Source organism: Micromonospora sp. NPDC049240, assembly GCF_040647835.1.
GTDB lineage: Bacteria > Actinomycetota > Actinomycetes > Mycobacteriales > Micromonosporaceae > Micromonospora.
The window spans coordinates 135,329-156,624 of record NZ_JBEZCX010000007.1 but is presented as its reverse complement, the minus strand read 5'-3'; the positions used below and the strand labels follow the sequence as shown (position 1 = coordinate 156,624).

Genomic DNA, 21,296 nt, shown 5'->3' with positions numbered 1-21,296 from the left:
CTTACGCGGCGGCGTCGTCCGCGCCGGTGGAGGCGGCGCCGAGATCCGCCGGGACCGCGTCCGGCACGGCGTCCGGCCGGTCCGCACCCCGGAAGACGAGCTTGGACTTGTCGATGTTCTCCGGGTCGCCCTCGCAGTCCACCACCACGATCTGACCCGGGGTCAGCTCGTTGAAGAGGATCCGCTCGGACAGGTTGTCCTCGATGTCACGCTGGATCGTGCGACGCAGCGGCCGTGCGCCCAGCACCGGGTCGAAGCCCTTCTTCGCCAGGTACTTCTTGGCGTTGTCGGTCAGCTCCAGACCCATGTCCTTGTTGCGCAGCTGGCCCTCGATCCGCTGGATCATGATGTCCACGATCGAGAGGATCTCGATCTCGCGCAGCTGGTGGAAGACGATGGTGTCGTCGATCCGGTTCAGGAACTCGGGCCGGAAGTGCTGCTTGAGCTCGTCGTTGACCTTCTGCTTCATCCGGTCGTAGTTCGACTCGGAGTCCTCCGAGGCCTGGAAGCCCAGGGAGACCGCCTTGGCGACGTCCCGCGTGCCGAGGTTGGTGGTCAGGATGATGACCGTGTTCTTGAAGTCCACGATCCGGCCCTGGCCGTCGGTGAGACGCCCGTCCTCCAGGATCTGGAGGAGCGTGTTGAACACGTCCGGGTGGGCCTTCTCGATCTCGTCGAAGAGGACCACGGAGAACGGCCGGCGGCGCACCTTCTCGGTGAGCTGGCCGCCCTCGTCGTAGCCGACGTAGCCGGGAGGGGCACCCACCAGCCGGGAGACCGTGTAGCGGTCGTGGAACTCGGACATGTCCAGCTGGATGAGGGCGTCCTCGCTGCCGAAGAGGAACTCGGCGAGCGCCTTGGACAGCTCGGTCTTACCGACACCGGACGGGCCGGCGAAGATGAACGAGCCGGACGGGCGCTTCGGGTCCTTCAGGCCGGCCCGGGTCCGCCGGATCGCCTTCGAGACCGCCTTGACCGCGTCCTCCTGGCCGATGACGCGCTTGTGCAGCTCGTCCTCCATGCGCAGCAGACGCGAGGTCTCCTCCTCGGTCAGCTTGTAGACCGGGATGCCGGTCCAGTTGCCGAGCACCTCGGCGATCTGCTCGTCGTCGACCTCGCTGACGACGTCCAGGTCACCGGCCTTCCACTCCTTCTCCCGCTGGGCCTTCTGGCCGAGGAGCTGCTTCTCCTTGTCGCGGAGCTGAGCGGCCCGCTCGAAGTCCTGCGCGTCGATCGCGGACTCCTTGTCGCGGCGCACCTGGGCGATGCGCTCGTCGAAGTCACGCAGGTCCGGCGGCGCGGTCATCCGGCGGATGCGCATCCGGGCGCCGGCCTCGTCGATCAGGTCGATCGCCTTGTCCGGCAGGAAGCGGTCGGAAATGTACCTGTCGGCCAGCGTCGCGGCAGCCACGAGCGCGGCGTCGGTGATGCTCACCCGGTGGTGCGCCTCGTAGCGGTCCCGCAGGCCCTTGAGGATCTCGATGGTGTGGGCCAGCGACGGCTCACCCACCTGGATCGGCTGGAAACGGCGCTCGAGCGCGGCGTCCTTCTCCAGGTGCTTGCGGTACTCGTCGAGCGTGGTGGCGCCGATGGTCTGCAGCTCGCCGCGGGCCAGCATCGGCTTGAGGATGCTGGCGGCGTCGATCGCGCCCTCGGCGGCGCCGGCGCCGACCAGGGTGTGGATCTCGTCGATGAACAGGATGATGTCGCCGCGGGTGCGGATCTCCTTGAGCACCTTCTTGAGGCGCTCCTCGAAGTCACCGCGGTAACGCGAACCGGCCACCAGGGCACCGAGGTCGAGCGTGTAGAGCTGCTTGTCCTTCAGCGTCTCGGGCACCTCGCCCTTGATGATCTTCTGGGACAGGCCCTCCACCACGGCGGTCTTGCCGACGCCGGGCTCGCCGATCAGCACCGGGTTGTTCTTGGTGCGGCGGGACAGCACCTGCATGACCCGCTCGATCTCCTTCTCGCGCCCGATGACCGGGTCGAGCTTGCCCTCGCGGGCGGCCTGGGTCAGGTTGCGGCCGAACTGGTCCAGCACGAGGCTGGTCGACGGCGCGGCCTCGCCCGGCGCGGCGCCCGCCGCGGCCGGCTCCTTGCCCTGGTAGCCGGAGAGCAGCTGGATCACCTGCTGGCGGACCCGGTTGAGGTCGGCGCCGAGCTTGACCAGCACCTGGGCGGCCACGCCCTCGCCCTCGCGGATCAGGCCGAGCAGGATGTGCTCGGTGCCGATGTAGTTGTGGCCGAGCTGCAGCGCCTCGCGCAGCGACAGCTCCAGCACCTTCTTGGCCCGCGGCGTGAACGGGATGTGCCCGCTCGGCGCCTGCTGGCCCTGGCCGATGATCTCCTCGACCTGCTGGCGGACGCCCTCGAGGGAGATGCCGAGGCTCTCCAGGGCCTTTGCCGCGACACCCTCACCCTCGTGGATCAGGCCCAGCAGGATGTGCTCCGTACCGATGTAGTTGTGGTTGAGCATCCGGGCCTCTTCTTGGGCCAGGACGACAACCCGTCGCGCTCGGTCGGTGAACCGCTCGAACATGCCCTCGTGCTCCTCACATGCCGTGCGCCTTGATGGTCAGATCTCGGCGGGGCCGGTGCGCGGACGTCCGGGACGGGCGTCCGTGCCTCCTTACTCTATCGCCGCGGACCGTCTCCGCTGAGGTCGTGTGACCCCGCCGATGACCGTTCCGACGTCGTTTCTGCCAACCGTCCACGCTCAGGAGGTGTTCCGGGACCCCCGCCTGTACGCGCAGAGCGAAATTCGACCGTCGGCGGAAGGCCCGGTCGAGGGGGCTCGGGCGGCATCGAGGCGCCCGCCACGGTCGTCCACAGCCTGTGGACGGAATCTCCACCGCCTGTGGACAACTCCTCCGGACGCCGGATTCTTCCCGGGTCGGCGGCCCGTCCCGACCGCCACCGGGCCCCTGACCGGGAAAGAGACATCGGCGACGAAGAGGGCGAAACGCCGACGCCGGCCCGGAGTCGTCCTCCCGGCCGGCGTCGGTCGCCGTCGCGTGCGGTCGGTGTCAGCGCCCCGCCTTGGCGTGGAACTCGTCCACGATCTCCTGCGGGATCCGGCCCCGGTCGGAGATGTCCTTGCCGTTGTTCTTGGCCCACTCCCGGATTGCCTTGTTCTGCTCGCGGTCCGCGGTCGCGCCGCCCCGGCCGCGTGCGGCCCGGCCACCCACGACCACTCCCCCGCGACCGACCTTCGTTCCGTGCGCGATGTACTGCGCGAATGCATCGCGCAATTTTTCAGCGTTGGAAGCCGAGAGGTCGATCTCGTACTGCACGCCGTCCAGCGCGAACTTGACAGTCTCGTCAGCGTCCCCGCCGTCCAGGTCATCGACCAGCTTGTGAATGATCTGCTTGGCCACGTCCCACATTCCTTTCGAGCAGGGTTGCGCTCCTGCATTACTCAGAGCACGATAACCTGCCCGATGCTTGCTCCGTCAATAGGATGGCGTAACAAGCCGGAGAAGCTTTGCGGCCCTACTCGGGCCGGACCAAGGGGAACAGGATGGTTTCCCGAATTCCCAGGCCGGTCAGCGCCATCAGGAGCCGGTCGATTCCCATTCCCATGCCGCCGGCCGGCGGCATTCCGTACTCCATCGCCCGGAGAAAGTCCTCATCGAGTCGCATGGCCTCGTCGTCGCCACGCGCCGCGAGCTGCGCCTGGGCCACCAGCCGCTCCCGCTGCACGACCGGGTCCACCAGCTCGGAGTACGCGGTGCCCAGCTCGAAGCCGAGCACGTAGAGGTCCCACTTCTCGGCCAGGCCGGGCTCGCTCCGGTGCGCCCGGGTCAGCGGGCTGGTCTCCTCCGGGTAGTCGCGGACGAACGTGGGCGCCCGCAGGGACGGCACCACCAGTTCCTCGAACAACTCCTCGGCCAGCTTGCCGGGACCCCACTTCGGGTCGACCGAGAGGCCGATCTTGTCCGCGTACTCGACCAGGCGTGACCTTTCGGTGCGGACGGTGACTTCCTCACCGAGCGCTTCGGAAAGAACACCGAACAGCGTCACCGACCGCCACTCGCCGCCCAGGTCGAACTCGCTGCCGTCGGCGTGGGTCACCACGGTCGAGCCGGCGACCGCGACGGCGGCCTGCTGCACCAGATTCCGGGTCAACGCGGCCATGGTGTCGTAGTCGCCGTAGGCCTGGTACGCCTCCAGCATCGCGAACTCGGGCGAGTGCGAGGAGTCGATGCCCTCATTACGGAAGTTGCGGTTGATCTCGAAGACGCGGTCGACGCCACCCACGACCGCCCGCTTGAGAAACAGTTCCGGTGCGATTCGCAGATACAGATCGGTGTCGAGCGCATTGCTGTGGGTCACGAATGGCCGGGCGGTCGCGCCACCGTGCAGCAGTTGCAGCATCGGCGTCTCGACCTCGATGAACTCCTGCCCGTGCAGGGTGTCCCGCAGGCTGCGGACCGCGGCGGCCCGGGTCCGCACCATCTGCCGGGCCTGCGGACGGACCACCAGGTCGACGTAGCGCTGGCGGACCCGGGACTCCTCACTCAGCGGCTTGTGCGCCACCGGCAGCGGGCGCAGCGCCTTGGCGGTGACCACCCACTCGTCGGCCAGCACCGACAGCTCGCCGCGCCGGCTGGTGATCACCTCGCCGGTCACGCCGACGTGGTCACCGAGGTCCACCAGGCGCTTCCAGTCCGCCAACCGCTCCGGGCCGACCCGGTCCAGCGAGAGCATCGCCTGGAGCTCCGTGCCGTCGCCGTCACGCAGCGTGGCGAAGCACAGCTTGCCAGTGTTCCGAATGAAGATCACCCGGCCGGTGACCGAGGCCCGGTCCCCGGTGGCGGTGTCGGTGGGCAGGTCGGCGTAGCGCTCCCGGAGCAGCGCCAGCGTGGTGGTCCGGGGGAAGCCGACCGGGTACGGCTCGACGCCCTCGGCGAGCATCCGGTCCCGCTTCTCCCGGCGGACCTTCATCTGCTCGGGAAGGTCGTCGGCGGGATCTGTTGGCAGGGCGTTCTGCTCGGTCACGGCACGCTTCCTCAGGCCTTGGGGAACATCGGCGGGGTCAGCCCATGAGCGTACTCAAGCGCCGTTCCGGCCGTTACGGGATAACCTGCCGGCCATGACCGACCCCACTGCGGCGCTCTCGTTCGGCGCCGCCGCAGCCGAGTACGACCGGTTCCGGCCCCGCTATCCCGAGGCGGCGCTGCGCTGGGCGTTGGACGGGTCACCGGCCCCGGCCCGGGTGGTCGACCTCGGTGCCGGCACCGGCATCCTCACCCGTGGCGTGACCGCGCTCGGGCATCACGTCGTACCCGTGGAACCCGATCCGGGGATGCGGACGCAACTGGCCGCCGCCACGCCGGGCACGACGGCGCTCGCCGGCAGCGCGGAGTCGGTGCCGCTGCCGGACGGCGACGCGGACGCCGTGCTGGCCGGGCAGGCCTACCACTGGTTCGACCGGGACCGCGCGCACACCGAGGTGGCCCGGGTGCTGCGCCCCGGCGGCACGTTCGCGCCGGTGTGGAACGTGCGTGACGAACGGGTCGGCTGGGTGGCCGAGCTGACCCGGATCGCCCATCTCGACCACAACGCCGGTGACGTGACCGGCCGGTACGCCGACTTCGGCCCCGCCTTCACCCCGGTCGAGGTGGGCGAGTTCGACCACGCCACCACGCTCACGCCGGGCGACCTGGTGGCGATGCTGCACACCCGCTCCTACTGGCTGACCGCCACCCCGGCCGAGCGGGCCCGGGTCGACGGCGGGCTGGCCGAGCTGCTCGCCACCCACCCCGAGCTGGCCGGCCGGGCCACCGTGGAGCTGCCCTACCGCACGATCGTGCTCCGGGCGCGGCGGCGTTAGGAGGGGGCCCCTCCTCTACCGGAGGCGTTAAGAAGGGGCCCTTCCTTTCAGAGGTTGCGGTCGTAGACCATTCGCAAGCCGATCAGCGTGATCATCGGCTCGTGGTGGGTGATGGTGCGGCACTCGCCCACCACCAGCGAGGCCAGGCCGCCGGTGGCGATCACCGCCCGCACCTCGCCCAGCTCCTCGGACATCCGCTCGACGATCCGGTCCACCTGGCCGGCGAAGCCGAAGTAGAGACCGGACTGGAGGCACTCGACCGTGTTCTTGCCGATCACCGAGCGCGGCCGGGTGGCCTCCACCTTGCGTAGCTGCGCGGCGCGGGCGGCCAGCGCGTCGAAGGAGATCTCGATGCCGGGCGCGAACGCCCCGCCGAGGAACTCGCCCCGATCGCTGATCACGTCGAAGTTGGTGGTGGTGCCGAAGTCGACCACGATCGACGGCCCGCCGTAGAGCGTGTACGCGGCAAGCGTGTTGACCACCCGGTCCGCGCCCACCTCCTTCGGGTTGTCGATGGCGAGCTGCACGCCGGTGCGGACCCCGGGCTCGACGATCACGCTGGGCAGGTCGGCGTAGTAGCGGCCCAGCATGGTGCGCAGCGACCGCAACGCGGCCGGCACGGTCGAGCAGGCGGCCACTCCGGTGATCTCCACGGCGTCACCGGCCAGCAGCCCGCGGAACATCAGACCCAGCTCGTCCGCAGTGGAGCGGGCGTCGGTCTTGATCCGCCACGAGTGCACCAGCTTGTCGCCCTCGAAGGTCGCCAGCACGGTGTTGGTGTTTCCGATGTCGATGCAGAGCAGCACAGCGGCAGCCTAGACGGTCACCTGGCGCGCAGGTCGAGGGCGATGTCGAGGATCGGCGACGAGTGGGTCAACGCGCCGACGGAGAGGAAGTCCACGCCGGTCGCCCCGTACTCGGCCGCCACCGGCAGGGTCAGCCCGCCGGTCGCCTCCAGCTCCGCCCGGTCGCCCACCGTGGCCACCACCTCGCGCAACTGCGCCGGGGTCATGTTGTCCAGCAGCAGGAAGCCGGCCCCGGCCTCGACCGCCTCCACCGCCTCGGCCGGCGTGTCCACCTCCACCTGCACCGGAACGTCGGGGAACGTCTCCCGCACCCGGCGGAACGCGGCTGCGATCCCGCCGGCCGCCACCTTGTGGTTGTCCTTGATCATGGCGACGTCGTGCAGGCCCATCCGCTTGTTGGTGCCGCCGCCGGCCCGGACCGCGTACTTCTCCAACGCGCGCAGCCCCGGCGTGGTCTTGCGGGTGTCCAGCACCATCGCCTTCGTGCCGGCCAGCGCGTCCGCCCAGGCCCGGGTGTGGGTCGCCACCCCGGACATCCGGGAGAGCAGGTTGAGCGCCGTCCGCTCGGCGGTCAGCAGCAGCCGGGTCGGCCCGGTCACGGTCGCCAGCACGTCGCCGCGCGCCACCCGCTGCCCGTCGTGGGCCACCAGCGACACCTCGACCGTACGCCCGGCGCCGGTCACGTCGCCGACCAGCTCGAACACGGCGGCGGCCACCGGCAGCCCGGCGACCACGCCGTCCGCGCGCGCCACCAGGTCGGCGGTGTCCTGCTGCTCGGCCGGGACGGTGGCGACGCTCGTCACGTCGAGGAAGTCCGGGCCCAGGTCCTCGGTCAGCGCGTCGACGACGACCCGCCGGACCCGCTCCGGATCCAGGCCACCCTCGCGCAGCGCCCGCACCGTCGACTCGATCATGAATTCTTCTCCTCGTTCACCACGTTCGCGACTGCGGGGCTCACCGGACCGGATCCTCCCAACGCTCGGCGAGCAGCCCGTCCGGGCCCACCTCGGCCACCAGGTGCCCCAGCCACCGGTCGTCGGCGACCGGGAAGTCCTCCCGCCAGTGGCAGCCCCGCGTCTCCTGCCGGGCGTACCCGGCGGCGACGAGCGTCGACGCCACCGTGAGCAGGTTCGTCGCCTCCCAGTCCGCGGTACGCGGCACGCCCGCCCCCTCGCCCAGCGCGCGCAGCGTGGCGGCGGTGGCGGCCAGCGTCTCCGCGGAGCGGAGCACACCCGCGCCGCGGGTCATCGCCCGTTGCAGCTCCGGCGTGCCCGCGGCCGGCACCAGCCGGCCCGGCCCGCCCACCCAGGCGCCGGTCTCCGCCGGGCGGGCCTGCTCGGGCAGCCCGGCGGCGATGTCCTCGGCGATCCGGCGGGAGAAGACCAGCCCCTCCAGCAGCGAGTTGCTGGCCAGCCGGTTGGCGCCGTGCACACCGGTGCAGGCCACCTCGCCGCACGCGTACAGGCCGGGGATCGAGGTACGGCCGTGCAGGTCGGTCCGGACGCCGCCGGAGGCGTAGTGGGCGGCCGGCGCGACCGGGATCAGGTCGGTCGCCGGGTCCACGCCGATGGCCAGGCAGGACGCCACGATGGTGGGGAACCGCCGGGCCAGGAAGTCACCGCCCAGGTGCCGCGCGTCCAGGAACACGTGGTCAGCTCCGCTGGCGAGCAGCACCCGGTGGATGCCCTTGGCCACCACGTCACGGGGGGCCAGCTCGGCCAGCTCGTGCTGGCCGACCATGAACCGCTTGCCGTCGCCGTCGACCAGGTGGGCGCCCTCGCCGCGCAGCGCCTCGGAGACCAGCGGCTGCTGTGCGAGACCGGCGCCCGGTCCGCCCGCCGGCACGATCAGCGCGGTCGGGTGGAACTGGACGAACTCCAGGTCGGTGACGGCCGCGCCGGCGCGCAGCGCCAGCGCCACCCCGTCGCCGGTGGAGACCGCCGGGTTGGTGGTGGCGGCGAAGATCTGCCCCATCCCGCCGGTGGCCAGCACCACCGCGCGGCCGAGGATCGCGCCGACGCCGTCCTCGCTGCCCTCGCCGAGCACGTGCAGCGTGACCCCGCAGGCCGGCCCGAGCCCGCCGGGGCCGTCGCCCGGCGCGCGCAGCAGGTCCAGCACCAGGGCGTGCTCCACCAGCCGGATCCACGGGTCGCGGCGCACCGCGGCGTGCAGCGCCCGCTGCACCTCCGCGCCGGTGGCGTCGCCGCCGGCGTGCACGATCCGGTCGGCCCGGTGACCGCCCTCCCGGGTGAGCATCAGTGAGCCGTCCGGGTTGCGGTCGAACTCCGCCCCGATCCGCATCAGCTCGCGCAGCCGGGTCGGGCCCTCCTCCACCAGGGCCCGTACCGACGCCGGGTCGCAGAGGCCGACGCCGGCCACCTCGGTGTCGTGGGCGTGCGCGGCCGGGCTGTCCGCCGGGTCGAGCACCGCGGCGATGCCGCCCTGCGCCCAGCGGGTGGAGCCCTCGTCGATGTCGACCTTGGTGACGACCGTGACGTGCAGGCCGGCCTCACGCAGGTGCAGCGCGGCGGTCAGCCCGGCGACCCCGGAGCCGACCACGATCACGTCGGTGGTCTCCACCCAACCGGGTGCGGGCGCGGCGAGCAGCCGGGGCAGTGCCGGCAGGTCGACCGTGGGAAGGTCCATGAGCACAGTCAACCCGAAGCATCCTCGTCCCGGGCGTCGGGGGCGGGACGAGTGGTTCCGGCTACCTCGTCCGGACCGGCATCCCGGCCGGGCCGGCGTCCTTCAACGAGACGCTCACCTTGCGGTCGCTGAGCCACAGGTAGCAGCGGACCCCACGGTCGCCGACCGCCCAGCGGCCGGGGCCGGGCGGCCGGACCACCGCGTAGCTGCGGTACCGCAACACCGGGTCGGCGGGCACGCCGGTCCAGCGCGCGATGGCGGCGTAGCAGCCGGCGTAGAGCGGGGCCCAGTCCGCCGGCTTCTTCGGGTACGGCCGGTCCGGCGCCGCCCACACGCCGACGAACTCGGCGTCGTGCGCGGTCGCGCAGTCGACCGCGGTGAGCGTCTGCACCCGCCGCCGGTCCTGGCCGGCGCGCTGGCAGCCGAGGCGCAGCCGGGAGGGCTGCTTGAGCGCGTCGCGCAGGCTGCCCGTCCGGGTCACCACGGTGGCCGCCGCCTCGGTCGTGTTCAGCTCGGTCAGGTCGCACCGGAACCAGCGGGAACCGGCCGTCCACCCGGTGCCGGTGGGCATCGCCACGGCCAGCCGGAGCCGACCGGCACGCCAGTCGTCGCCGACGTAGCCCCGGGCCCGGGTGTCGCACTCGGCGAACGCGGTACGCAGTTCCGGCGAGGTGAGCGCCGGCGGAGCGGCCCGGTCGACGGTGAACGCGCCGACGTGCACCGTCTCCACCCGATGCGGCACGTCGCAGCCGACCGGCGCGTACCCGGCCAGGCCCACGGTCGGGGTGAAGTCGGCGACCTGGCAGACGCCGGCCACCGGCGTGAACGGCCCGGCGGGGCCCAGCGCCGGCCAGTCGTCGGCGAGGTCCCCGTCCAGCCCACCGGACGAGGCACACCCCACCAGCAGCACGCCCGCGATCACCGCGGCGACGAGGCTGCGCATCGCACGGCCCATCGCGCCTCCCCCAGCCCGACGACCGTCGATTCCGACGGCCCGCCCAGGGTAGCCGAAAATGACCTTCCGGTAACAGACCGCGCTGACCCGCTCCACCACCCCGCTCGGCCGCCCCGCTCGCCGATCTTGCGGTTGTTGCCCCGACAAATGATGCAAAGGGGGCAGACGCGGGGCACCAACTGCAAGATCGCGGAGAGGGGCGGGGACGGGAGGGGCGGGTCGGGGCGGTCAGGGCAGGAGGGCGGCGAGGGGGTTGGGGATGGGGGTGCCGGCGGTGCCGGGGGCGGCGGTGGTGGGGTCGGCCGTCAGGTCGACGATGCGGTTGTCGACGTCGACGTGCACCACCCGGGGCTGCCAGGTGCGGGCCTCGGCGTCGTCCATCTGCCCGTACGAGATGAGGATGACCAGGTCACCGGGGTGCACCAGATGCGCGGCGGCACCGTTGATGCCGATCACGCCGCTGCCCCGGCGACCCGGGATCACGTACGTCTCCAGCCGCGCCCCGTTGGTGATGTCGACGATCGCGACCTGCTCGCCGGGGAGCAGGTCCGCGGCGTCCAGCAGATCCTCGTCCACCGTCACCGAGCCGACGTAGTGCAGGTCGGCCTGGGTCACCGTGGCCCGGTGAATCTTCGACTTGAGCATGGTCCGGAGCATCGGGTTGCCTTTCCGCAGTTCGTGGAGGGGTCAGGGACGCGGCACGAGGTGGATCGCCGTGTTGTCGATCAGGCGGGTGGCGCCCACCCAGGCGGCGATCAGCAGCCGGGCCGCGCCGGAGACCGGGCCGGGCTCCAGGTCGGTGTCGGTGAGCACCAGGTAGTCGAGACGGGCCTCCGGCGCGTCGAACGCCCGGTGGGCGGCGGCCAGCACCGCGCCCGCGTCGTCACCCCGCTCCGCCGCCGCCGCACCGGCGCGCAGCGCGGCGGAGAGGCTCAGCGCGGCCCGCCGCTCCGACGCGGAGAGGTAACGGTTGCGGCTGGACAGCGCCAGGCCGTCCGGCTCGCGTACGGTCGGCACGCCGACGATCTCGGTCGGCACGTCGAGGTCGCGGACCATCCGGCGGACCAGGGTGAGCTGCTGGTAGTCCTTCTCGCCGAAGAAGGCCAGGTCCGGGCGGGTGAGCTGGAGCAGCTTCAGGACCACGGTGAGCACGCCGTGGAAGAAGCCGGGCCGGCTCAGGCCCTCCAGGTCCGCGCCGAGCGGACCCGGGTCGAGCCGCACCGTCGGCTGTCCCTCCGGATACATCTCGTTCACCGTGGGCGCGAAGACCAGGTCCACCCCGGCCCGGCGGCAGATCTCCAGGTCCGCGTCGAGCGTGCGCGGATAGCGGTCGAAGTCCTCGTTCGGGCCGAACTGGAGCGGATTCACGAAGATCGTCACCAGCACGTGGTCGGCCCGCTCCCGGGCGGCCCGCAGCAGCGTCTCGTGCCCCGCGTGCAGCGCGCCCATGGTCATCACCACGCCGACGCTGCCGGCCAGCCCGTTCCGGGCCGCCGCCAACTCCTTACGCGTGTGCACCACGTTCACCACGAGGAGGCCACCTCCATCCCGTCCAGCACGTCCCGCAGCGGCGCCGCGTCCGCCGGGTGCAGGCGACCCGCCGCGACGGCGCGGTCCGCCGTCCGTCGGGCCAACGCCAGGTAGGCCGGCACCGATTCCGGCGCGGTCGCGGCCAGCCGGTCCAGGTGCCGGCGTACGGTGCCCGCGTCGCCCCGGGAGACCGGGCCGGTCAGCGCGTCGTCGCCGAGCCGCAACGCGTTCTCCAGGGCGGCCCGCAACAGCGGGGCCAGCACCTTCTCCGGCCGGTCCACCCCGGCGTCGCGCAGCCGGTCGGCCGCGTCGTTGACCACTGTCACCAGGTGGTTCGCGCCGTGCGCGAGCGCCGCGTGGTAGAGCGGCCGGTCGGCCTCGCCCACCCACTCCGGCACCCCGCCCAGGTCGGCCACCAGCCGGGCCGCGAACGGGCGCAACTCGGCCGGGGCGGTCACCCCGTAGGAGCTGCCGGCCAGGCGGGACAGGTCGTCCGGCGTACCGGTGAAGGTCATCGCCGGGTGCAGCGCGAGCGGCCGGGCGCCGGCCGCGGCGGCCGGGGCCAGCACGGCCAGCCCGTGCGCGCCGGAGGTGTGCGCCACGACCTGCCCCGGGCGCAGCGCGCCGGTGGCGGCCAGGTCGGCGACCACAGCGGCCAGGGCGTCGTCGGGGACCGCCACGAGCAGGAGGTCGGTGGCGGCGCGGGCCACGGCGGGCGCGGCGCGGTGCGGGGTCTGCGGCAGCAGCAGCGCCAACCGGGCCCGCGAGGCGCCGGACGCGCCGGACGCGGCGACCACCCGGTGACCGGCGGCGGCGAGCGCCGCGCCGAGCACGGCGCCGACCCGGCCGGCGCCGAGCACACCGACGGTGAGGGTACGGGGAAAGGCGAGCGGGGCGCGGTGGACCCGCGGGCGCAGCGGTGCGCTCATGGCAGCGATCCAGTCCTCGAAGGGGGTACCGGTCGATGGCAAGTATGCGCCGTGGTCACGGAGTCGGAACAAGAAGGTGTGAAAACCTTCACCGGTGCGGTATGGGCTGGCGCGCACCGTTGCGGCCCGCCTCCTGTCCGGTCACCGTAGGGTCGGCACGGTGACGTCCCTTGAACGAGGAATGCATTGACGGCGCTGCGTTGGCGCGACGCGATGGAGACCGCGCTCTACGGCCCGGACGGCTTCTTCGTCTCCGGTCCGGGGCCGGCCGCCCACTTCCGCACCAGCGTGCACGCGTCCCCGGTGTTCGCGTCCTGCCTGCGGCACGTCCTCACCGCGCTCGACCTCGCGCTCGACCATCCCGCCCGGCTGGACGTGGTCGATGTGGGCGCCGGGCGGGCCGAGTTGCTCCGCGCGCTGCTCGGCGCCGTCGTGGCGACGCCCACCGAGCCGTCGCTGGCGGAGCGGATCCGGCTCGTCGCGGTGGAGAGGGCCGCCCGCCCGGCCGACCTGCCCGCCGAGATCGAATGGCGGCCCGACCTTCCGCCGGAGATCACCGGCCTGCTGCTGGCCACCGAGTGGCTCGACAACGTCCCCCTGGATGTCGCCACCCACACCCCCCACGGCTGGCGTCACGTCCTGGTCGACCCCGCCACCGGCGAGGAGACCGTCGGTCCGGCCCTCCCCCGAGCCGACGAAACCTGGCTGACCCACTGGTGGCCCCGCACCCCAACCCTCACCCCGTTGATCAAGGAGTTTGCGTCGGGCGGAGGCCCCGACCAGGACGCAAACTTCTTGGTCGACGAGGGCAGGTGGGGGCGGGTGGAGATCGGGCGGGGGCGGGACGAGGTGTGGGCGGAGGCCGTCGGACGGGTGCGGCGGGGGGCGGCGCTGGCCGTCGACTACGGGCACCTGCGGGACTCCCGTCCCGTCGACGGGACGTTGACCGGGTACCGGAACGGGCGGCAGGTGCCGCCGGTGCCGGACGGGTCGTGCGACGTGACCGCGCACGTCGCCATCGACTCGGTCGCCTCCGCCGGTGAGCGGGTCGCGCGGTGCGCGTACACCCTGGTGTCGCAGCGGGCGGCGCTGCGGGCGCTCGGGGCCGACGGCGGGCGACCCCCGCTGAGCCTGGCCTCCCGGGACCCGGCCGGGTACCTGCGCGCGCTGGCCGCGGCGTCGGCGGTGGCCGAGCTGACCGACCCGACCGGCCTCGGCGGGCACTGGTGGCTGTGGCAGCCGGTCGGCGTCGACCTCGATCCGCTTCTGGCACGATGACGGGCATGACCACGGACGCCGGCGACCTCCGCGAACTGACCGTCGGGACCGGCGCCGGCGGTGAGCAGCTCGGCACGGACATGGTGCTCAACATCGGGCCGCAGCACCCGTCGACGCACGGCGTGCTCCGGCTGCGCCTGGTGCTCGACGGCGAGCGGGTGGTCGCCGCCGAGCCGATCGTCGGCTACATGCACCGGGGCGCGGAGAAACTCTTCGAGGTACGCGACTACCGGCAGATCATCGTGCTCGCCAACCGGCACGACTGGCTCTCCGCGTTCTCCAACGAGCTGGGCGTGGTGCTCGCGGTGGAACGGCTGATGGGCATGGAGGTGCCGGAGCGCGCCACCTGGCTGCGGATGGCGCTGGCCGAGCTGAACCGGGTGCTCAACCACCTGATGTTCCTCGGCTCGTACCCGCTGGAGATCGGCGCGATCACGCCGATGTTCTACGCGTTCCGGGAACGGGAGACCATCCAGGCGGTGATGGAGGAGGTCTCCGGCGGCCGGATCCACTACATGTTCAACCGGGTCGGCGGCCTCAAGGAGGAAGTGCCGGCCGGCTGGACCGGCCGCGCCCGCGCCGCCATCGGCGAGGTCCGCCGCCGGATGCCGGACCTGGACAACCTGATCCGGCGCAACGAGATCTTCCTGGCCCGTACCGTCGGCGTCGGCGTGCTCTCGGCGGCCGACGCCGCCGCGTTCGGCGCGTCCGGGCCGGTCGGCCGGGCCTCCGGCCTCGACCTCGACCTGCGCCGCGACGAGCCCTACCTGGCGTACGACCAGCTCGACGTGCCGGTGGTGACGAAGACCGCCGGGGACTGCCACGCCCGCTTCGAGGTGCTACTCGACCAGGTGTACGCGTCGCTCGACCTCGCCGAGCAGTGCCTGGACCGGGTGGACCGGATCAGCGGGCCGGTGAACACCCGACTGCCCAAGGTCGTCAAGGCGCCCGAGGGGCACACGTACGCCTGGACCGAGAACCCGCTCGGCATCAACGGGTACTACCTGGTGTCGCGGGGCGAGAAGACGCCGTGGCGGCTCAAGCTGCGCACCGCCTCGTACGCGAACGTGCAGGCGCTGTCGACGCTGCTGCCCGGTTGTCTGGTGCCGGACCTGATCGCCATCCTCGGCTCGATGTTCTTCGTGGTGGGCGACATCGACAAGTGATCTGCGGCGCGGCGACGCCGCCCGCGTCGGCGCTGTCGGTGTCGGCGCTGTCGGTGTCGGCGCTGTCGGTGTCGGCGCGCGGCGCGGCGCGGTCAGCGCCAGCGGTCGGCGGTGTCCCGGGGCGGGGGGCCGTAACCGTCCGGCTCCGGGCGACGCCACTCCGGCTCGGGCTGCCGTTCCGGCCCGGGCTGCTGCCACTCCGGCTGGGGCTGCCACTCGGGCTGGGGCTGCCGCCACTCCGGTTGGCCGCTGCGTTGGGTCGGCGGTCGCCACGCGTCCGGCATCGGCACCCCACCGGCCGGCAGCACCGGCTGGCCCTCCCCCGACCAGCCGCCGCCCGGCGACGACTCCCGCTCGTGCCGCGGCGCCCCGACATCGGGGTACGCCGGCTCGCGGTCGTGGCGGGTCGGGCCGGTGCCGTCGTGGCCGGGTGGCGTGGGCGTGCCGCGGACGGAGGCCCACCGGTCCTCGATCCGGTACCCGGTGCCGCCGCCGTCGGCGTGCACCGCGGCCCGCCGCTCCCCGACCCGGACCTCCCGTCCCCGACCGTCGTCGCGGACCTCGGCCCAGCGGTTGCCGGCACGCAACTCGGACCAGTGGCCGCCGTCCGGCTCGCCGACCGCCGCCCGGCCGTACGGTTCGGGCGACGCCGTCCGCTCGGGCGTTCCGGTCGGCGGCCAACCGGCCTCCGCGGGCGACGGGCGACCGGCCCGGTCGTCAGCCGACCCGGACCGGGAGCGCTGCTCGTCCGCCGGCCGGCCCGACCGCGAGCCGGTCGACCACCCGTCCTCGGCCGGCCGCGCCGGCCAGCCCCGCGCACTGCCCGCGGCACGGCCGACGCCGGCCCAGGGATGCTCCCGCCCGTCACCGGTGCCGGTGCCGGTGCCGGTGCCGGTGCCGAATTGTCCGTCGCCCGGTGGGTCCGACCGGAAGCCGCCAGCCCGTTCGCTCTCGTCCCGCGAACCGGGCCACGCCCCGCCGTCCCGCGCGCCGTCGTCTCGTGCACCTGGCCACGCGCCGCCGTCGTCCCGGGCAGGGGGCCAGGCACCGCCGCGATCCCGCGAACCCGGCAGCCACGCGCCGCTGTCCGGTCCGCCGTCGTCCCGACTGTCTGGCCACGCCCGCTCCGGGCCGGACGACGGGGGCCAGGCGTCCTGCCCGGTGCCCGCCCAAGCGGCGCGCGCGTGGCCGTCCCCAGCCGGCTCACGGTGGCCGGCACCGCGCCGGCCGACCGGTTCCGCGCCCCTCGTCCGGTCCTCCGCCGACGGGGACCAGCGGCCGGCGTACCCCCCGTACCGGGTACCGGCCGGGTCGCCGCCGCCGTCCACGACGGTGTGCCGCGTGGTGACGTGCACGGTCTCGGTGTGGTGGACCACCCCGACCGGACGGGATTCCGGTCGGGCAACCGGTCCGGGTACCCGCGCCACGCCGTACCCACCGCCGGCGGCCCGTTCCGCGTCCCGCCCGGTGGGCGGCGGCTCCGTGCCGTAGCTGCCGAACTCCGAGCGCTCCGCGCGCGGCCGGGCCGGGCCCGCGGCGTGGCCGCCGGACTCCGCGTGTTCACCGGCCGGGCGGTCGCGATCGACGCCGGGCGGCCCGGGTCGCGCCCGACCCGCCACGGCGTACGCGTCGGACACGGACCGCTCGGCCCGGTCGTCGACGTGGCTGCCGGCGGCGTCCGGACGGCCGGCCCACGGCGGGTCGACCTGCTGGTCGGTGCCGAAGCGGCCCCCCGTCGCCGGGTTCGGCTCGTCCTCGTCGGGGCCGGCCGGATGCGCCCGTCCCGCGTCGTACGCGCCGGCGACCGGGACCCGGGCCCGCCCGCCCGGGCGTTCCTCGGCGGGTGGGGCGGCCAGGCCCGCAGCCGCCGCGTCGAGCCGTCGACGCACCGCGCCGGCTGCTTCCTCCGCCCGTCGCGCCTGGTCGAGCGCCTGGTTCCCGCGTTGGGCGGCGGCCACGATCTCGGCCCGCAACTCCCGGCGGAGCTGCTCCAACTCCTCGCGCAAGCCCTCGGACACGGCCCCGTCGCCGCTGTTGTCGGCCCGCAGCGCGATGGAGAGGCCGATCAGCACGACGGCGAGGATCGCGAGCACGGCACCGAACCGGAGTGTGCCGTTGCCGTCGGCGACCAGCAGGATCAACGCCGCCAGGGGGGCCAACCCCACACCGATCCAGAACAGGATCGTCAGCGGCGTGGGGGTGCGCTTGTCGGCGGGGGTGACCGAGGCGGGCATGGGTGAGCAGACTACCGAGAGTTCCATCGGAGTGGAACGGGTCGGCACAGTCGGATGCCCGCACCGTCGGCCGGGTCGCCGGTTCCGCCGCGCCGCCGGCCGGCCACACCGGCCGGCGGCAACGGCGAGCGGTCAGCTGGTGGCGAGCGCGGCGTCGGACGAGAAGACCAGACCGACGCTTGCGGAACCGGTCTTCAGCGCGTTCTTGGTCTGCGGGCCGCCCGCGTCCAGCGAGCTGAACGAGCCGGCCTTGAAGTCGTAGACCTCGACGAGCCCGGCCTGGCACTTCGGCCGCTGCGGGCACTCCGGCGGGCCGGCCAGCACGGTGGCCTGACCGGAGCACTTCGCGGCCAGGTCGGAGAGCGTGGAGACGCCGTACTTGTCGGCGAAGGCCTTGGTGACCGCGAAGGCGTTCTGGTCCTGCGCCTGGGAGGGCTGGCCGAACACCAGGCCGGACTTGTCGCCCTCGGTCTTGAGCGCGGCGACCGTCTTCTCCAGCTCGGGCGAGGAGATCGGCTGGGCGTCCTTGCCGTTGGCCTTCGTGTTGAGGAACTCCGCCATGGTGGCGGCGTACTCCGGGACGACCTGGATCTGGCCCTTCTCCAGGGCCGGCTCGTAGAGCTCCCGGTTGCCGATGGTCTGCACCTTGACCTGGTATCCGGCCGCGGTGAGCGCGATCTTGTAGAGCTCGGCGACGGTCTGGCTCTCGCTGAAGTTGCCGGCGCCGACCGTGACCTGGCCGCCCGGCCCCTTCTCGATCCCGTCGGTCACGCCGTTGGCGCCGGCGAACTCCTGCGCCGCCACCTGGGGCGTCTTCCGGTCGTCGTCGACCGCCCGGTTGAGCTGGATCAGCTTCGGGGTGTCGAGCTTCGCGGAGACCTTGTCCAGCGCGGCGACCAACTGCGGGGTGGCCGCCTTCTTGTTGATCGCGGGAAGGACGTTGTCGGTGTTCTGGAGCTTCTTGTCGTCGGTGAGGACGACGAGCTGGTCACCCGCCACCGGGGCGCAACCGGCGCCCGAGGCGCCCGCCTCGGGCGCGTCGGTGCCGGACGAGCCGGCGTCGCCGCAGCCGGTGAGAAGACCCGCCGCGACGAGGGCGCCGAAGGCCCCCGCGACCAGCCGTGAACGTGCGCGCATCAGCGCCCGCCTTCCGTGTCCCGGCGCGACCCTCCGGGCCGGCCGCGTGTCCGACGGGCGATCCGAACGCCGCCCGCGACTTCACCCAACATCTTCCGGAACCGACCGACAAACCCGAAGGCGTTTTCGTCATCCGATCGTCACCGGACCGTCGACATCACGGTGACCGGTGTCTCACGGCCGCGTCGGCGAGGGCCGGCGGACGGGTCAGCCGCCGGCCGTGGCCGCCGCCGCGCGGCGGTTCGCCCGCCGCCGGACCCGCCGCAGCGGGCGCGGCGTGACCAACCGCTCCACCACCGCGAGCACGCCCTCGACCAGCAGCGCCAGGCCGGCCACCAGGACGCCGCCGGCGATGATCTGGCCGCCGCCGGCGGCGATGTCGAGGCCGAAGCCGGCGCGGATGATCTGGCCCAGCCCGCCGCCGTTGACGAAGGACGCCAGCGCGGCGGTGGCCACCACCTGCACGGCCGCGGTCCGGAACCCGGCCGCCAGGTAGGGCACCGCGAGCGGCAGCTCCACCCGGCGCAGCACCTGCCCGCCGGAGAGCCCCATGCCGCGCGCGGCGTCCCGGGCCTCCGCGTCGGCCTGCCGAACCCCGGTGTACGCGTTCGCCAGCAGCGGTGGCACCGCGAAGACGGCGAGCGCCACCACCACGGAGGCGCGGCCGAAGCCGAGGAAGGTCAACGGCAGGATGGTCAGCAGCGCCAGCGTGGGGATCGCCAGCGTGACGTTGGAGACCAGCAGCACCACGCCGCCGCCCCGACCGCTGTGCCCGAGCCAGAGGCCGATCGGCCAGGCCACCAGGCAGCCGAGCAGCACCGCCAGCGCGGACATGCTCAGGTGCTCGCCCAGCCGGTCCAGCACGCCGCCGGGGTTGGTCCAGTTCAGCGGGTCGTTCAGCCAGGTCACCGCCGCCTCGACCGGGTTCACCGGGCTGACCTTCCGTTCGCGACTGCGGGGCTCCGCTGCGCTGCACTCCTCACGCTCACGAGTTTCTCCCGCGCAGCCAGGGGGTGAGCAGCCGGCCCACGCCGGCCAGGACCAGGTCGAGCACCAGCGCCAGCAGCACGCAGAGCACCGTGCCGGTCATGATCTGCGCCTTGTAGAAGTTGTTCTGGAACCCGGCGAAAATGAGCTGGCCGAGCCCGCCCCGGCCCACCACCACCCCGACCGTGACCAGCGCGACCGTGGAGACGGTCGCCAGGCGTACGCCGGTGAGGATGCCGGGCAGCGCCAGCGGTAGCTCGATCCGGAACAGCCGACCCCAGCGGCCGTACCCCATGCCCTCGGCGGCCTCCCGCACCTCGGGTGGCACCTGGTTCAGGCCGGCCAGCGTGTTGCGCACGATCACCAGCAGCGCGTACAACGCCACCACGGTGAGCACGGTCACCGCGCCGATGCCGAGGTAGGGGGCGAGGAACGCGAACAGCGCCAGCGACGGGATCGTGTAGAGCACCCCGGTCAGCGCCAGGATGGACGCGGCCAACGACCGGAACCAGTACGCTGCCACCGCGAGCGGCAGCGCCACCAGCGCGGCGATCACCACGGCCCGGGCGGTCAGCCAGGTGTGCTCGCGCAACGCGGCGAGGATGCTGTCAGAGTTGTCCCGCACGTACCGCCAGGAGAACCACGGATTACCCGGGGCGGCCCGGTAGCTCAGGTGGAGGAACACACGTGGACGTTACCCCGGAGACCCCCGCCGGTCACGGCGCCGCCTCGATCACGCTGGAGCGCATCCGCAAGCGCTACCCGGACGGCACCGAGGCGGTCCGCGAGCTGAGCCTGGAGGTGAAGGCCGGCGAGCTGGTGGTGCTGATCGGCCCGTCCGGCTGCGGCAAGTCCACCGTGCTGCGGATGATCAACCGGCTGATCGAGCCGACCGACGGTCGGATCCTGCTCGGCGACGACGACGTCACCCGGGTCGACCCGGTGACGCTGCGCCGCCGGATCGGCTACGTGATCCAGAACGTCGGCCTCTTCCCGCACCAGACCGTGGCCGCCAACGTGGCCACCGTGCCGGGGCTGCTGGGCTGGTCCCGGGACCGGACCCGGGCCCGGGTCGGTGAGCTGCTGGAGCTGGTAGGGCTCGACCCGACGCAGTTCGGCAAGCGCTACCCGCACGAACTCTCCGGTGGCCAGCGGCAACGGGTCGGGGTGGCGCGCGCGCTCGCCGCCGACCCGGTGGTGCTGCTGATGGACGAGCCGTTCTCGGCCGTCGACCCGATCGTCCGGACCCGGTTGCAGGAGGAGTTCCTCCGGTTGCAGGCCGAGGTCCGCAAGACCATCGTGCTGGTCACCCACGACCTCGACGAGGCGGTCCGGCTGGGCGACCGGATCGCGGTGCTGTCCGAGGGCGGGGTGTTGGAGCAGTACGACCGGCCGGCCGCGCTGCTCGGCTCGCCCGCCTCGGCGTTCGTCCGCGAGTTCGTCGGCGCCGACCGGGGCATCCGGCAGCTCGCGGTCACCCCGGTGACCCGCGCGGTGCTCGACCCGCTCCCGGCCGGCGACACCGACGGGCTGCCCACGGTGGCGCTGGGCAGCTCAGCCTACGACGCGCTCGGCACGCTGCTCACCGCCGGCGCCGACCGGGCCGTGGTCACCGAGGACGGCCGTCCACTGGGGCTGCTCGCCCGCACCCGGGTACTGACCCTGGGCGCGGTCGACTGAGCCGGCCCGGCCGCACCCTCGCCCTGGCCAGGCCGACGATCCCGGGTGCGGTCAGGCCCGGCCGCCTCGGCCGACTCGACCTGGCCAGGCCGACGATCCCGGGTGTGGTCAG

General features: G+C 73.3%; 18 protein-coding genes. 4 read left to right on the top strand and 14 right to left on the bottom strand.

The annotated features are described in order from the left end of the window. Position 1: 1 nt before the first annotated feature. The 3 genes from AB0B02_RS12590 to lysS form a co-directional block, all read right to left on the bottom strand. The gene (locus AB0B02_RS12590) at positions 2 to 2,539 is read right to left on the bottom strand and encodes an ATP-dependent Clp protease ATP-binding subunit (RefSeq protein WP_281934427.1); all 2,538 of its coding nucleotides are present in this window, start codon (positions 2,537 to 2,539) and stop codon (positions 2 to 4) included. A 487-nt stretch (positions 2,540 to 3,026) separates the two neighbouring features. Further along, entirely contained in the window at positions 3,027 to 3,377 is a 351-nt protein-coding gene (locus tag AB0B02_RS12585) for an Lsr2 family protein (protein WP_308447803.1), read from the bottom strand. A gap of 115 nt (positions 3,378 to 3,492) precedes the next feature. Next, positions 3,493 to 5,001, bottom strand: coding sequence for a lysine--tRNA ligase (lysS, locus tag AB0B02_RS12580; RefSeq protein ID WP_281934423.1), 1,509 nt, complete (start codon positions 4,999 to 5,001; stop codon positions 3,493 to 3,495). A gap of 94 nt (positions 5,002 to 5,095) precedes the next feature. On the opposite strand from lysS, the gene AB0B02_RS12575 reads away from it, so the two are divergent. Next, positions 5,096 to 5,836, top strand: coding sequence for a class I SAM-dependent methyltransferase (locus AB0B02_RS12575; protein WP_357299834.1), 741 nt, complete (start codon positions 5,096 to 5,098; stop codon positions 5,834 to 5,836). A gap of 47 nt (positions 5,837 to 5,883) precedes the next feature. On the opposite strand, the gene AB0B02_RS12570 is transcribed toward AB0B02_RS12575, so the two are convergent. From AB0B02_RS12570 to AB0B02_RS12540, 7 genes are all read right to left on the bottom strand, one after another. Continuing rightward, the gene (locus AB0B02_RS12570; protein ID WP_281934419.1) at positions 5,884 to 6,642 is read right to left on the bottom strand and encodes a type III pantothenate kinase; all 759 of its coding nucleotides are present in this window, start codon (positions 6,640 to 6,642) and stop codon (positions 5,884 to 5,886) included. Positions 6,643 to 6,659: 17 nt separating this feature from the next. Beyond that, complete coding sequence (gene nadC / locus AB0B02_RS12565) at positions 6,660 to 7,556, bottom strand: carboxylating nicotinate-nucleotide diphosphorylase (RefSeq protein WP_357299831.1); 897 nt, start codon at positions 7,554 to 7,556, stop codon at positions 6,660 to 6,662. 40 nt (positions 7,557 to 7,596) lie between these two features. Then, complete coding sequence (locus tag AB0B02_RS12560) at positions 7,597 to 9,288, bottom strand: L-aspartate oxidase (RefSeq protein WP_357299828.1); 1,692 nt, start codon at positions 9,286 to 9,288, stop codon at positions 7,597 to 7,599. A gap of 61 nt (positions 9,289 to 9,349) precedes the next feature. Beyond that, positions 9,350 to 10,243 carry a septum formation family protein gene (locus tag AB0B02_RS12555; RefSeq protein ID WP_281934415.1) on the bottom strand — a complete coding sequence of 298 codons (894 nt, stop codon included), beginning with the start codon at positions 10,241 to 10,243 and terminating at the stop codon, positions 9,350 to 9,352. 228 nt (positions 10,244 to 10,471) lie between these two features. Beyond that, positions 10,472 to 10,900 (bottom strand): aspartate 1-decarboxylase, encoded by a 429-nt coding sequence (gene panD, locus AB0B02_RS12550; protein WP_281934414.1) that lies wholly within the window; start codon positions 10,898 to 10,900, stop codon positions 10,472 to 10,474. A gap of 30 nt (positions 10,901 to 10,930) precedes the next feature. Further along, the gene (panC, locus tag AB0B02_RS12545; protein WP_281934412.1) at positions 10,931 to 11,773 is read right to left on the bottom strand and encodes a pantoate--beta-alanine ligase; all 843 of its coding nucleotides are present in this window, start codon (positions 11,771 to 11,773) and stop codon (positions 10,931 to 10,933) included. After that, complete coding sequence (locus AB0B02_RS12540; protein ID WP_281934410.1) at positions 11,767 to 12,702, bottom strand: Rossmann-like and DUF2520 domain-containing protein; 936 nt, start codon at positions 12,700 to 12,702, stop codon at positions 11,767 to 11,769. The genes panC and AB0B02_RS12540 overlap by 7 nt, the downstream gene beginning before the upstream one ends. A 213-nt stretch (positions 12,703 to 12,915) precedes the next feature. Here AB0B02_RS12540 and AB0B02_RS12535 point away from each other — a divergent pair, with 213 nt between their 5' ends. Together AB0B02_RS12535 and AB0B02_RS12530 are read left to right on the top strand one after the other, a co-directional pair. Continuing rightward, positions 12,916 to 13,980: an SAM-dependent methyltransferase gene (locus AB0B02_RS12535; protein WP_357300189.1), complete on the top strand. Its 1,065-nt coding sequence runs from the start codon at positions 12,916 to 12,918 to the stop codon at positions 13,978 to 13,980. After that, on the top strand, positions 13,977 to 15,146 hold the full coding sequence (locus AB0B02_RS12530) for an NADH-quinone oxidoreductase subunit D (RefSeq protein ID WP_181570726.1): 1,170 nt from the start codon (positions 13,977 to 13,979) through the stop codon (positions 15,144 to 15,146). Before AB0B02_RS12535 ends, AB0B02_RS12530 begins: the two co-directional genes overlap by 4 nt. A 92-nt stretch (positions 15,147 to 15,238) precedes the next feature. On the opposite strand, the gene AB0B02_RS12525 is transcribed toward AB0B02_RS12530, so the two are convergent. The 4 genes from AB0B02_RS12525 to AB0B02_RS12510 form a co-directional block, all read right to left on the bottom strand. Beyond that, positions 15,239 to 17,380 carry a hypothetical protein gene (locus tag AB0B02_RS12525; RefSeq protein WP_357299821.1) on the bottom strand — a complete coding sequence of 714 codons (2,142 nt, stop codon included), beginning with the start codon at positions 17,378 to 17,380 and terminating at the stop codon, positions 15,239 to 15,241. A 132-nt stretch (positions 17,381 to 17,512) separates the two neighbouring features. Next, the gene (locus AB0B02_RS12520; protein ID WP_357299817.1) at positions 17,513 to 18,517 is read right to left on the bottom strand and encodes a glycine betaine ABC transporter substrate-binding protein; all 1,005 of its coding nucleotides are present in this window, start codon (positions 18,515 to 18,517) and stop codon (positions 17,513 to 17,515) included. A 207-nt stretch (positions 18,518 to 18,724) separates the two neighbouring features. Then, positions 18,725 to 19,447 carry an ABC transporter permease subunit gene (locus AB0B02_RS12515; RefSeq protein ID WP_281934403.1) on the bottom strand — a complete coding sequence of 241 codons (723 nt, stop codon included), beginning with the start codon at positions 19,445 to 19,447 and terminating at the stop codon, positions 18,725 to 18,727. A 55-nt stretch (positions 19,448 to 19,502) separates the two neighbouring features. Further along, the gene (locus tag AB0B02_RS12510; RefSeq protein WP_281934401.1) at positions 19,503 to 20,189 is read right to left on the bottom strand and encodes an ABC transporter permease; all 687 of its coding nucleotides are present in this window, start codon (positions 20,187 to 20,189) and stop codon (positions 19,503 to 19,505) included. A gap of 2 nt (positions 20,190 to 20,191) precedes the next feature. Between AB0B02_RS12510 and AB0B02_RS12505 the strand changes: the two genes are divergently transcribed. Next, positions 20,192 to 21,184 (top strand): ATP-binding cassette domain-containing protein, encoded by a 993-nt coding sequence (locus AB0B02_RS12505; RefSeq protein ID WP_357299812.1) that lies wholly within the window; start codon positions 20,192 to 20,194, stop codon positions 21,182 to 21,184. Positions 21,185 to 21,296 lie beyond the last annotated feature (112 nt).

What these genes read in the sequence shown, in the direction of transcription:
- nadC (WP_357299831.1), bottom strand. Translation starts at nt 7,556, where the DNA reads ATGATCGAGTCGACGGTGCGGGCGCTGCGCGAGGGTGGCCTGGATCCG.
- AB0B02_RS12575 (WP_357299834.1), top strand. Translation starts at nt 5,096, where the DNA reads ATGACCGACCCCACTGCGGCGCTCTCGTTCGGCGCCGCCGCAGCCGAG.
- panD (WP_281934414.1), bottom strand. Translation starts at nt 10,900, where the DNA reads ATGCTCCGGACCATGCTCAAGTCGAAGATTCACCGGGCCACGGTGACC.
- AB0B02_RS12525 (WP_357299821.1), bottom strand. Translation starts at nt 17,380, where the DNA reads ATGCCCGCCTCGGTCACCCCCGCCGACAAGCGCACCCCCACGCCGCTG.
- AB0B02_RS12555 (WP_281934415.1), bottom strand. Translation starts at nt 10,243, where the DNA reads ATGGGCCGTGCGATGCGCAGCCTCGTCGCCGCGGTGATCGCGGGCGTG.
- AB0B02_RS12520 (WP_357299817.1), bottom strand. Translation starts at nt 18,517, where the DNA reads ATGCGCGCACGTTCACGGCTGGTCGCGGGGGCCTTCGGCGCCCTCGTC.
- AB0B02_RS12535 (WP_357300189.1), top strand. Translation starts at nt 12,916, where the DNA reads ATGGAGACCGCGCTCTACGGCCCGGACGGCTTCTTCGTCTCCGGTCCG.
- AB0B02_RS12560 (WP_357299828.1), bottom strand. Translation starts at nt 9,288, where the DNA reads ATGGACCTTCCCACGGTCGACCTGCCGGCACTGCCCCGGCTGCTCGCC.
- AB0B02_RS12530 (WP_181570726.1), top strand. Translation starts at nt 13,977, where the DNA reads ATGACGGGCATGACCACGGACGCCGGCGACCTCCGCGAACTGACCGTC.
- AB0B02_RS12590 (WP_281934427.1), bottom strand. Translation starts at nt 2,539, where the DNA reads ATGTTCGAGCGGTTCACCGACCGAGCGCGACGGGTTGTCGTCCTGGCC.
- AB0B02_RS12540 (WP_281934410.1), bottom strand. Translation starts at nt 12,702, where the DNA reads ATGAGCGCACCGCTGCGCCCGCGGGTCCACCGCGCCCCGCTCGCCTTT.